The 11,978-nt window shown below is 39.3% G+C and carries 12 protein-coding genes and 1 pseudogene; 4 read left to right on the top strand and 9 right to left on the bottom strand.

Annotated features, from left to right (window positions below; all coding sequences use genetic code 11):
- From D8836_RS09515 to D8836_RS09500, 5 genes and pseudogenes are all read right to left on the bottom strand, one after another.
- The coding region (locus D8836_RS09515) for a transposase (RefSeq protein WP_173233557.1) at nt 1-97 on the bottom strand (97 nt) is incomplete at its 3' end.
- A gap of 201 nt (nt 98-298) precedes the next feature.
- Nucleotides 299-373, bottom strand: a pseudogene (locus D8836_RS11605) (ClbS/DfsB family four-helix bundle protein); the annotation flags it as partial.
- Between the two features lie 56 nt (nt 374-429).
- A complete protein-coding gene (locus tag D8836_RS09510; RefSeq protein WP_125393845.1) occupies nt 430-924 on the bottom strand; it encodes a YkgJ family cysteine cluster protein in 495 nt (164 codons plus the stop codon).
- Between the two features lie 133 nt (nt 925-1,057).
- Entirely contained in the window at nt 1,058-2,791 is a 1,734-nt protein-coding gene (gene ptsP / locus D8836_RS09505) for a phosphoenolpyruvate--protein phosphotransferase (RefSeq protein WP_125393844.1), read from the bottom strand.
- A 5-nt stretch (nt 2,792-2,796) separates the two neighbouring features.
- Nucleotides 2,797-3,060, bottom strand: coding sequence for a phosphocarrier protein HPr (locus D8836_RS09500; RefSeq protein ID WP_000146947.1), 264 nt, complete (start codon nt 3,058-3,060; stop codon nt 2,797-2,799).
- 350 nt (nt 3,061-3,410) lie between these two features.
- Between D8836_RS09500 and nrdH the strand changes: the two genes are divergently transcribed.
- The 4 genes from nrdH (at nt 3,411) to D8836_RS09480 (ending at nt 7,931) form a co-directional block, all read left to right on the top strand.
- Nucleotides 3,411-3,629 (top strand): glutaredoxin-like protein NrdH, encoded by a 219-nt coding sequence (gene nrdH, locus D8836_RS09495; RefSeq protein WP_000259240.1) that lies wholly within the window; start codon nt 3,411-3,413, stop codon nt 3,627-3,629.
- A gap of 80 nt (nt 3,630-3,709) precedes the next feature.
- Entirely contained in the window at nt 3,710-5,869 is a 2,160-nt protein-coding gene (nrdE, locus tag D8836_RS09490; protein ID WP_125393843.1) for a class 1b ribonucleoside-diphosphate reductase subunit alpha, read from the top strand.
- Between the two features lie 189 nt (nt 5,870-6,058).
- The gene (nrdF, locus tag D8836_RS09485) at nt 6,059-7,021 is read left to right on the top strand and encodes a class 1b ribonucleoside-diphosphate reductase subunit beta (RefSeq protein WP_000451386.1); all 963 of its coding nucleotides are present in this window, start codon (nt 6,059-6,061) and stop codon (nt 7,019-7,021) included.
- Between the two features lie 142 nt (nt 7,022-7,163).
- Nucleotides 7,164-7,931, top strand: a complete 768-nt coding sequence (locus D8836_RS09480; protein ID WP_125393842.1) for a DeoR/GlpR family DNA-binding transcription regulator — start codon at nt 7,164-7,166, stop codon at nt 7,929-7,931.
- Between the two features lie 104 nt (nt 7,932-8,035).
- On the opposite strand, the gene D8836_RS09475 is transcribed toward D8836_RS09480, so the two are convergent.
- From D8836_RS09475 to D8836_RS09460, 4 genes are all read right to left on the bottom strand, one after another.
- The gene (locus tag D8836_RS09475; RefSeq protein ID WP_125393841.1) at nt 8,036-8,293 is read right to left on the bottom strand and encodes a DUF3884 family protein; all 258 of its coding nucleotides are present in this window, start codon (nt 8,291-8,293) and stop codon (nt 8,036-8,038) included.
- Between the two features lie 42 nt (nt 8,294-8,335).
- Complete coding sequence (gene lacG, locus D8836_RS09470) at nt 8,336-9,742, bottom strand: 6-phospho-beta-galactosidase (protein ID WP_125393840.1); 1,407 nt, start codon at nt 9,740-9,742, stop codon at nt 8,336-8,338.
- A gap of 214 nt (nt 9,743-9,956) precedes the next feature.
- Nucleotides 9,957-11,648, bottom strand: a complete 1,692-nt coding sequence (locus D8836_RS09465; RefSeq protein WP_125393839.1) for a lactose-specific PTS transporter subunit EIIC — start codon at nt 11,646-11,648, stop codon at nt 9,957-9,959.
- Nucleotides 11,648-11,965, bottom strand: a complete 318-nt coding sequence (locus tag D8836_RS09460) for a PTS lactose/cellobiose transporter subunit IIA (RefSeq protein WP_001078331.1) — start codon at nt 11,963-11,965, stop codon at nt 11,648-11,650. Before D8836_RS09460 ends, D8836_RS09465 begins: the two co-directional genes overlap by 1 nt.
- Nucleotides 11,966-11,978 lie beyond the last annotated feature (13 nt).

Genomic DNA, 11,978 nt, shown 5'->3' with positions numbered 1-11,978 from the left:
GATTATAGATGACTTTTCGTCTATACTTAGGGGTGAACACAATGTGATACTTACAGTGCCACTTTGTGTGCGATAAACTATGAGCCTTTTGTGCCATATTTTTCTCCTTTCGCTTTACAATTGGCTTGAACACCTTTATTGTATCGCGTTCGGAGTTTTTTTGGTATAACCTTCGACGCGCACCCGCATAGCGGGTGGTTGTTTTGTCTCGCACCTAACGGAGCGAGACGGACTAATAGTCACATAATCCAAAAGGGCTACATTACTTGGTAGCCCTTTTAAACTTATATAACGTTTAGATGAAACGATTGAGCTTGTCATAGTTTTCCTTAGAGGCCAGCATTAGCTCCTCTTTTGTTTTCGGTCTAGGCACAGGAGTACTCCTTTCATATCTCTAGTTATTATTAGAAATTTTTATCATTTAACTCTCTATAACTTATCCTTTAATTTCTCAACAAAGAGATAGGCTGCTGGACAGGTCAAGGTATTCTTAATCGTTAGATGATTGATTTGATGAATCTTTTTGCGGTCAGTATGGGGAAATTCACGACAGACTTTTGGACGAACATCATAGATGGAACAGAGGTTATCGCCTCCTAAAAACGGACAAGGCATGGATTTAAAAACTTTGTCTCCATCTTCATCTACCTGCAGAAACTCCGCTTCAAAAGCTGGTAATTTCATCTTAAAATACTTGGCGATTCTTGTAATATCCGCTTCTTTAAAGTCAGGCCCCAATGTCTTGCAACAGTTAGCACAGGCGGTACAATCAATCTCCTCAAAGACTTCTTGGTGAATCTGCTGGGCTATCTTATCTAAATTTTTTGGTGGCTTTTTCTTTAAATTGGCTAAAACTTTACGGTGTTCCTTCTGCTTTTGCAAGGCTAGCTGGTGGTAGTACTCAATATCAATTTCTTTAGACATGGTTTCTCTCTTATTCTAATTACTCCCCTCTATTATACCATGCCTCTGGAGCATTTAAAAGTGTACTTTATAAGACTATACTATTCCCGAATGTATCAAAAAACCTTGCAACTAGGTTACAAGGTTAATGACATTAATCGAAGTTAACGTATTCTTTTTGAAGTTCAAGGACTTCTTCCATTGTTGAACACTCTGTAAGGGCACGGTTAGCGTACTCTTCCATCTTAGCAGTGTCCAATTTCTTCATCAAGCTACGTGTACGAAGTACAGATGTTGCTGACATAGAGAACTCATCCAAGCCCATTCCGACAAGAAGTGGAACAGCTTTTTGGTCACCAGCCATCTCACCACACATACCAGCCCATTTACCTTCAGCGTGAGCTGCCTTGATAACGTTGTTGATCAAGCGAAGGATTGATGGGTTATATGGTTGGTAAAGGTATGAAACTTGCTCGTTCATACGGTCTGCTGCCATTGTGTATTGGATCAAGTCGTTTGTACCAATTGAGAAGAAGTCAACTTCTTTAGCAAATTGGTCTGCAAGCATCGCTGCTGCAGGAATTTCAATCATGATACCAACTTGGATATCATCCGCAACTGCAACTCCTTCAGCAAGAAGGTTTGCTTTTTCTTCATCAAAGACTGCTTTAGCTGCACGGAATTCTTTCAATAGGGCAACCATTGGGAACATGATACGCAATTGACCATGAACAGAAGCACGAAGAAGAGCGCGGATCTGTGTGCGGAACATAGCATCTCCAGTTTCGGCAATAGAGATACGAAGGGCACGGAATCCAAGGAATGGGTTCATTTCGTGCGGCATATCGAAGTAAGGAAGTTCCTTATCTCCACCGATATCCATTGTACGAACGACAACTGGTTTACCATTCATTCCTTCAAGAACAGCTTTATATGCTTCATACTGCTCATCTTCTGTTGGGAAATCTTGAGAATCCATGTACAAGAACTCTGTACGGTAAAGTCCAACAGCTTCTGCACCGTTGTTGTTAACACCTTCAACGTCTTTTGGAGTACCGATGTTAGCAGCCAACTCGAAGTGTTTACCGTCAGCAGTCACTGTTTGAGCATCTTTCAAAAGTGCCCATTCAGCTTTTTGTTTAGCATAAGCTTCACCAGCTGCTTTAAATTCTGCTGCTTGTTCATCTGTTGGGTTGATAATCACTTCACCAGTGATTCCGTTAACGGCAAGGATATCACCGTCTTTTACTACTTCAGTGATGTTATTTGTTCCCAATACAGCTGCAATTTCAAGTGTACGTGCCATGATAGCTGAGTGGCTTGTACGTCCACCGATGTTTGTTACAAAAGCTTTTACAAAGTTTTTGTCCAATTGAGCTGTATCAGATGGTGTCAAGTCATGCGCAATCACAATTACTTCTTCATTGATAGAAGCTGGATTTGGCAATTTTTTACCAAGAAGGTTTGCCAATACACGTTTTGTCACGTCGCGGATATCCGCTGCACGTTCTTGCATGTATGGGTTATCTTCCATGCCTTCAAAGATCGTGATGAACATGTCAGTCACTTCTTTAAGACCTGCTTCAGCATTGACTTTCTTAGCACGGATTGTTTCTTTAATCTGACCAATCAATTCTGGGTCAGCAAGAACCATCAAATGAGCGTCAAAAACTTGAGCCGCTTCTTCACCAAGCGTACCTACAGCTTTCTCACGGATAAGAGAAAGCTCGTTTTGAGAAGCTTCAAGAGCTACATCCAAACGAGCCTCTTCTGCGTTTGTATCTTCGACTGAAACAGTATCGAATGACAAATCCGGTTGAACGAGTAGATATGCTTTTGCAACGGCAACACCGTCAGATGCTGCGATTCCTTTAAGCATTTCTGTCATCTTCCTTATGCCAATCCTTCTTTTTCCATTGTTTCTGAGATTGCAGCGATAGCATCATCTGCATCTGCACCTTCAGCTGAGATAGTTACGTCAGCACCTTGGCCAACACCAAGACTCATAACACCCATGATTGATTTAAGGTTAACTGATTTACCTTTGTACTCAAGAGTGATATCTGAAGCAAATTTGCTAGCAGTTTGTACCAACAATGTTGCTGGACGTGCGTGAATACCTGTTTCTGCCACTACGTGGAAATCTTTAGAAGCCATAGTTTGACTCTCCTTTTGTTCTTTCTTTTTTGAGTTATATGTGATAACCCTTACAATTTGGTATTATATCATCTTCTAGGATTTTTTTCAAGCATTTTATGGGATTTATTCGATTTCCTTTCAGATAACTTGCTGAAAATCTTCTATTCTAGATAACAAAACACAGGATATAGTTTTTCAAAAAACAACTTATAGGATAATTATCATCATTTCACAAAACAAACACTACATATTGTGTTTTGTGGGCTTGAGCAGAAAAATAGACCACTATATTTAGTTTCAAATTATTGACAAAAATTTATTTTCTGATATACTAAAAAAGTAATCTATTTTGAAAGAGGAGTTACACAATGGTAACCGTTTATTCTAAAAACAACTGTGTCCAATGTAAAATGACCAAACGTTTCTTGGACAGTAATAATGTCGCTTATCGCGAAATCAATCTTGATGAGCAACCTGAGTACATCGATCAAGTTAAAGAGCTCGGTTTCAGCGCAGCTCCTGTTATCCAAACACCAACTGAAGTCTTTTCAGGTTTCCAACCAGGAAAACTGAAACAATTAGCATAATCTTAGTACATCATCCAGAAGAAACTGCTTCTAGGGCTAACTTAGAAGCCTTTCTTTTGTAATTAGATAAGGGAAATTTTATGGGATTAAAACATCTTGAGGACGTGACTTACTTCCGTCTCAATAACGAAATCAACCGTCCTGTTAATGGACAAATCATGCTTCATAAAGATAAGGAAGCCTTGGATGCTTTCTTTAAAGAAAATGTAGTTCCAAATACTATGGTTTTTGATTCAATCAAGGATAAAATCAACTACCTCATTGAACACAACTACATCGAAACAGCCTTTATCAAGAAATACCGTCCAGAATTTTTGGAAGAATTGTCTCAATTTATCAAAGAACAAAACTTCCAATTCAAGTCTTTCATGGCTGCCTATAAATTTTACAATCAATATGCTTTGAAGACTAACGACGGTGAATATTATCTTGAAAGTATGGAAGACCGTGTCTTCTTCAACGCCCTTTATTTTGCTGACGGTGATGAAGCCATTGCAATTGATATTGCCAATGAAATTATCCACCAACGCTACCAACCCGCTACTCCTTCCTTCTTGAATGCTGGTCGTGCTCGTCGTGGAGAATTGGTATCATGTTTCTTGATTCAAGTCACAGATGATATGAACTCTATCGGACGTTCTATCAACTCTGCTCTTCAACTTTCACGTATCGGTGGTGGTGTGGGAATTACCCTCAGCAATCTTCGTGAAGCTGGTGCACCTATAAAAGGCTATGAAGGAGCAGCTTCTGGTGTCGTACCAGTTATGAAGCTTTTTGAAGACAGCTTCTCTTATTCAAACCAGTTGGGGCAACGTCAAGGTGCTGGTGTTGTCTACCTCAACGTCTTCCACCCAGATATTATCGCCTTCCTTTCAACTAAGAAAGAAAACGCCGATGAAAAAGTTCGTGTTAAGACCCTTTCACTTGGTGTTGTGGTGCCCGATAAATTCTACGAATTGGCTCGTAAAAATGAAGAAATGTACCTCTTCAGCCCTTACTCAGTAGAGCTTGAATACGGTGTGCCATTTAACTACATCGACATCACTGAAAAATACGATGAACTCGTCGCAAATCCAAACATTCGCAAGACAAAAATCAAGGCGCGTGATTTGGAAACTGAAATCTCTAAATTGCAACAAGAGTCTGGCTACCCTTATGTGGTCAACATTGATACGGCTAACCGTGCAAATCCTGTTGATGGTAAGATTATCATGAGTAACTTGTGTTCTGAGATTCTTCAAGTCCAAGAACCAAGCTTGATCAACGATGCTCAAGAATTCCTTCAAATGGGAACAGACGTTTCATGTAACCTTGGTTCAACTAACGTGGTCAACATGATGACTTCACCTGACTTTGGTCGTTCTATCCGTGCTATGGTTCGTGCCCTTACTTTCGTTACAGATAGTTCACACATCGTAGCTGTACCTACTATCGATCATGGAAATAGCCAAGCTCATACTTTTGGTCTTGGCGCAATGGGACTTCACAGCTACCTTGCCCAACAACTCATCGAATATGGATCACCTGAGTCTGTTGAGTTTACAAGCATCTACTTTATGCTTATGAACTACTGGACCTTGGTTGAGTCAAACAATATTGCGCGTGAACGTGGTATTACCTTCCATAACTTTGAAAAATCAGACTATGCTAACGGAAGCTACTTCAACAAGTATGCAACTGGCGAATTTGTTCCAAAATCAGACCGTGTTAAAGAACTCTTCAAAGATGTCTTTATCCCAAGTGCTGCTGACTGGGCTGAACTTCGTGACAAGGTTCAAGCAGATGGACTTTACCACCAAAACCGTCTTGCTGTAGCACCAAATGGTTCTATCAGCTATATCAACGATGTTTCTGCTTCTATCCACCCGATTACGCAACGTATCGAGGAACGCCAAGAGAAGAAAATCGGTAAAATCTACTACCCTGCTGCTGGCTTGTCAACAGAAACCATTCCATACTACACTTCTGCCTACGATATGGATATGCGTAAGGTGATTGATGTTTACGCTGCTGCGACTGAGCACGTGGACCAAGGACTTTCACTCACCCTCTTCATGCGTAGTGACATTCCAAAAGGTCTTTACGAATGGAAGAAAGAAAACAAACAAACGACACGTGACTTGTCTATCCTTCGTAACTATGCCTTTAACAAGGGTATCAAGTCTATCTACTACGTCCGTACCTTTACTGATGATGGTGGAGAAGTCGGTGCCAACCAATGTGAAAGCTGTGTGATCTAATTTTTGTTTGAGGAAACTACTTTTTCTCAGATAAGTGATTCATTCACCCTGCTAAACTAGAATAAGCATCTATACTATGAAATAACAAAAAGTCGGGCTTCCGACTTTTTGTGCGATACTCCTCTAGAATTATGATAAAATAGAAGTAATTGTGAGTTCGCAATACTAAACACAGAAAGAGATTTCAAAATGGAAACTTACTACAAAGCCATTAACTGGAATGCCATCGAAGATGTCATCGACAAATCAACTTGGGAAAAACTGACGGAGCAATTCTGGCTTGATACACGTATTCCTTTGTCAAATGACTTGGATGACTGGAGAAAGCTATCAAATGTAGAAAAAGACTTGGTTGGAAAAGTCTTTGGTGGTTTAACCCTTCTCGACACTATGCAATCTGAAACTGGGGTTCAAGCCCTTCGCGCAGACATCCGTACACCACATGAGGAAGCTGTTTTCAATAACATCCAATTTATGGAATCTGTCCACGCTAAATCTTACTCATCAATCTTTTCTACCTTGAATACTAAGGCTGAGATTGAAGAAATTTTCGAATGGACCAATACCAATCCTTACCTACAAAAGAAGGCTGAGATCGTCAACGAAATCTACCTAAACGGTAGCCCACTTGAAAAGAAAGTTGCCAGCGTTTTCCTTGAAACCTTCCTCTTCTACTCTGGTTTCTTCACTCCCCTCTACTATCTTGGTAACAATAAACTAGCCAACGTCGCTGAAATCATTAAATTGATCATTCGTGATGAGTCTGTTCACGGAACCTATATCGGATACAAATTCCAACTCGGTTTCAATGAATTGCCTGAAGAAGAGCAAGAAAAACTCAAAGAATGGATGTACGACCTGCTCTACACTCTTTATGAAAATGAAGAAGGCTATACAGAAAGCCTCTATGACGGTGTTGGTTGGACGGAAGAAGTCAAAACCTTCCTTCGCTACAATGCCAACAAGGCACTCATGAACCTGGGACAAGATCCACTCTTCCCAGACTCAGCAGATGATGTCAACCCAATCGTTATGAACGGTATTTCAACAGGAACTTCCAACCACGACTTCTTCTCTCAAGTCGGAAATGGTTACCTCCTTGGTGAAGTTGAAGCCATGCAAGACGATGACTACAACTACGGTTTGGACTAAGGTCATCTATTTTATAAGTGATAACAACATCATGGTTTGTTTAAAACAACCATGATGTTTTTGTTTTTGTTTTCTTTTGTTTTTTAAATTGATTGATTGAATACTTTATGATAAAATAGTAATAGAAATAGAGGTGATAACGATGTTAAAGCAGGAAAAACTAGATAATATTCTAGAAACGGTAAATACAAAGGGAACTATTACTGTAAAAGAAATTATGGCTCGCTTAGATGTATCAGATATGACTGCTAGACGCTACTTGCAAGAGTTAGCTGACAAGGATCTACTTGTTCGGGTGCACGGGGGAGCTGAAAAAATTCGCACAGGTTCTATTTTAAATAATGAACGTTCCAATATTGAAAAACAAAGCTTACAAATCGCAGAAAAACAAGAAATTAGCCGTTTTGCAGGCCATTTAATTGATGAGGGTGAAACTATTTTTATCGGCCCTGGTACCACCTTGGAATCTTTTGCTCGTGAACTTCCAATTGATAATATTCGTGTTGTAACAAACAGTTTACCAGTCTTTCTCATCTTAAACGAACGAAAACTAACAGATTTGATTTTAATTGGTGGGAATTACCGCTCTATCACTGGAGCCTTTGTTGGAACACTAACCTTGCAAAACTTGGGCAATCTTCAATTTTCTAAAGCCTTCGTTAGCTGTAATGGTATTAAGGACAATGCGATTGCGACCTTTAGTGAAGAGGAAGGTGAATCCCAACGCATAGCCCTCAATAATTCCAATAAAAAATACTTACTAGCTGACAATAGTAAGTTCAATAAATTTGATTTTTATACATTCTACAATATCTCTGATATTGATACCATCGTTTCAGACTCTAAACTGAGCAAAGAAACCTTCGAACAACTTTCAAAACAAACAAAAATTATTCTTTCTAAACCATAAAACTGAGGATTGATAAAATATAAAATGCGTCATATCAAGAAAATAAGAATCTTGACATGACGCATTTTTTGATGAAGATTTTTACAAAGAGTTTCTTAGATTATTTATGATTGTTGAAACGGCATAAAATCTGAATCAAAGGAGATATTATCCCGTTCTTCAGGACTGATAAAATTTAAAAAGATATTTTTAAATTCTTCCAGCTCATAGTCTGAATGGCAAATCCATTCTTTACCGGTAGAGACATACCATTTCCCAAGACTTTTCAGCTCCTCATTAGTCAAACAAGGTATTTGGGAACATTTATCAAAATTGATAATATAAACTTTTTCATAAATAGATTTGATAAAATCTTTGAACATCTTTTTGCCTCACTAGAATTCTATATCTAATTACTAATTCTACTACTCAATCACTTGAGTTTCCGCTACTTTCTTGTACCAGTGAGCTGATTTCTTAGGATAACGTTCTTGAGTTTCAAAGTCTACATAAAAGAGACCGTAGCGTTTTTCATAACCGTTTGACCATGAGAAGACATCCATTAATGACCAAATGAAGTAACCCTTTACATTCGCTCCATCTGCAATAGCATCAGATAATACTTCCAAGTGTTGTTTCACATAATCAATACGCCCATCATCGTAAACAGTGTTATCAACGAACTCATCTTTATATCCGAGACCATTTTCAGTGATGTAAATCTTCTTGTAGTTAGGGTAATCTTTCTTCACTCGCATGATTTGATCATACAAACCTTGAGGATAGATAATCCAATCCCAGTCCGTGCGTGGCACATAGTCAGGAGCTACACGACGACCAACACCTTTGATTTGGTATTTAGAGCTTCCTTTCTCACCCTTACCATTATGGATAATTTCAGTTTCTCCATCAAAGGCTTCCATCCAGTCACTCATATAGTAATTAATTCCAAGGAAGTCATTCAAGTCTTTTGCGGCTTCTAATACTTCGAAATCTTCTTCACGAAGATCTAAGCTACCACCATTCACGGATAGGATATGGTTGACACCTTCTATCGTTTCAGCTGAATAGCGACCTAGATAAGTTGCATCCAAGATAAATTTATTGTGAATAATATCTTCCAACTCAGCTGCACGAACATCTGCTGGATTTTTAGGATCCAAAGGATACTTGGTTGGCAGTGCGTGAACAACACCAATTTCACCTTTATAACCTTTATCTTTATATAGCTTGACTGCACGCGCATGAGAAACCATCATATTGTGGTGCGATTGGAAAACTTTGGCAAGGTCGTACTGAATACCTGGAGGGAATTTACCAACTAAATATTGACCATCACCAATTGGCCCAATTTCATTAAAGGTTGTCCAATAGTTGACTTCTGGAAATTCTTCAAAACAGAAGGCAGCGTAGTCTACAAAATGTTCAATGTTTTCACGGTTTAAGAAGTCTCCATTTGAGTGGAGAGCTTCTGGCGTGTCAAAGTGATGAAGAGTTACAAAAGGCTCAACATGACGTTTGTGACACTCTGCAAATAGATTATGATAAAACTCAACACCTTTAGCATTTACTTGACCGTAACCGGTTGGGAAAATACGTGACCAAGCAATAGAAATTCGAATACCATTGACACCATACTCTTCTGCTAGCTTAAGGTCAACTGGGTATCGATTGTAAAAATCACTGGCTGGTTCTGCAGTGTACCAGTAGTTATCTTCAAGATATTTATCCCACGCTACTGGTCCTTTACCATCAGTATGTGTAGCACCTTCTGCTTGATAGGCAGCTGTTGCGCCACCAAAAATAAAGTCTTTTGGTAATGTTTTTGTCATTTTTTCACCTATTTCTTGATTTAAAATAAAGTAAAAGTGAGAGGAGAGGAGTCAGTGAGCCATCCTTCTCCATCTCACTTCTTGTACCAAGTCACCGAATTGTGACATGAGGAGGTAAAAACGATATCTTTTTACCGACGAATTAATAAGGCGATTAGGAAATTCGCCATAGCAATTTGCGTAACGAGAGGAAACTATTTCATAGTCCCTATTATTAATCGAATTGAGCTTGTACGAATGCAAGAGCACCTTTTCCATCACGAGTTAATTTGATGTATTGAGCGCCTTCTGTTTTCGCAAGTTTAATACCGAGTTTATCAGTTTCTGCTTTCATATCTTCAAAGTTAGAAGCTACTTGAGGAGCAAGAATAACCAAATCAAACTCTGGCAACATTTCACGGTGAGCACCATAGCCACCTGCTGCTGCTTTCACAGGAACATTGTATTCTGCAGCTGCCTTATTCAAAGCATTCGCAAGAAGTCCACTTGTACCTCCACCTGCACAGAGAACGAGGACATTTGTTTCTTCAGTGATGGTATTTTGAGCTGCTTCTACACCTGCTTTTTCAAGAATAGCATCCGCTTTTGCAGTGTTGAAGTTTGCAGCAACTTTTTCTTTCAATTCATCGTTAGCTTTACCTGAACGTTCTTCTTCAAGAATTTGTTCATCATATACTTTAAGGAATGGGTAGTAAATGACTACGTCAACCACGATTAGAAGAGCAGCAAGAATGAATGATAGAACTTGGAAGTTCGTACCAAGAACTAAACCTAGTGGAGCTGGAGTTGTCCATGGTAGATTAGCAGTAAATGAGTTCATTCCAAGTGTTTCAATAAAGAATTTGAAGATCCAAACGTTCGCGATTGGAGCAAAGATAAATGGAATGAAGAAGATTGGGTTCAATACAAGTGGTGCACCAAACAAGATTGGTTCATTTACACCGAAGAAGGTAGGAACTACTGAAGCACGTCCGATTGCACGGTTACGTTTTGATTTTGTTAACCACATGAACATGAATGGAACAACCAGTGTCGCACCAGTACCACCCATGGTAACGATAAACATTTGTGTACCAGAAGTAAGAATCTTGTCAGCGTGCATACCTTGTTGGAGAAGGTTCAAGTTGACTTCAGCATTTGCATAGGTAATAGCTGCGATAGCAGGCTCAACGATAGATGGACCATGGATACCAACAAACCAGAAGAAGGCAAAGGCACCAAAGATAATGGTGATACCTAGATAACCATCAGCAGCAGAGAATAGTGGTGCAAAGAATTTACCGATTGATTCTGCCACACTTGCACCAACAAAATGACGAGCTAGTAAATCAAGAGCATAAAGAGAAACAACTGATAGAGTGAATGGAATCACATCTTTAAATACTTGTGAGATATTAGGTGGAACTTCGTCAGGCATGCGAATAGTGACGTTGTTCTTAACACAAACCTTATAGATTGCTACGGTAACAAAGGCAGCAAGGAAGGCTGAAAGCAAACCTTTTGTCCCCAAGAATCCAGTAGCTAGACCATTTTCGATAGGATCAGCTGCCAACATCAACAAACCAACAATCGCTGCTAACAGTGTTGACATATAGTTGATTTGATTGGTTTTCTCCATGCTTCGATTGACTGAGTCAGTCAATGACTTAGCTGTTGTACCAGCTACCAAAAGAGCCAGAATTCCCATTGAATAGCTGTAAGGTTTCATCAGAAAGGCTACAACTTCATCAGACCATTTAAAGCCCCATGAGTTTGGTACAAAAGCAATCAAGATAAAGATACTTGAGAAGAGAATAACAGGCATACCTGCAATGAAACCATCACGAATAGCACGAAGATAGATATTACGAGATAATTTCTCAAAGAAAGGTTTTCCTTTCTCTATGAATGCAATTAGTTTATTCATTATTTAACTCCTCTCTTGTAAAGTTCGATTAAATGATGCATCAAATCTTTTAATAAGATGGTTGTCATCAAGTGGTCTTGACCATGCATCATGGTTACACTATAAGCTAAGTCCTCACCTGAAGCTTCCTTAGTCAATAGACTTGTTTGCGCGTGGTGAGCCTCTGCAATACAGCTACCAGCTTCCTCTACCAGAGCGTCCGCTTTTTCAAAATCACCAGCTTCAGCAGCCTTCAAGGCTTCCAATAGTTTTGAACGAGCATCGCCAGCATAGGCTACGATTTCAAAACCTAACAATGTTACTTCTTCTCTATTCATGATAGAATTCTCC

It is taken from the genome of Streptococcus mitis, from assembly GCF_003942995.1.
Lineage (GTDB): Bacteria > Bacillota > Bacilli > Lactobacillales > Streptococcaceae > Streptococcus > Streptococcus mitis_CV.
Note: the sequence above shows the minus strand (reverse complement) of the source record. Positions and strands in the feature narration are given on the sequence as shown.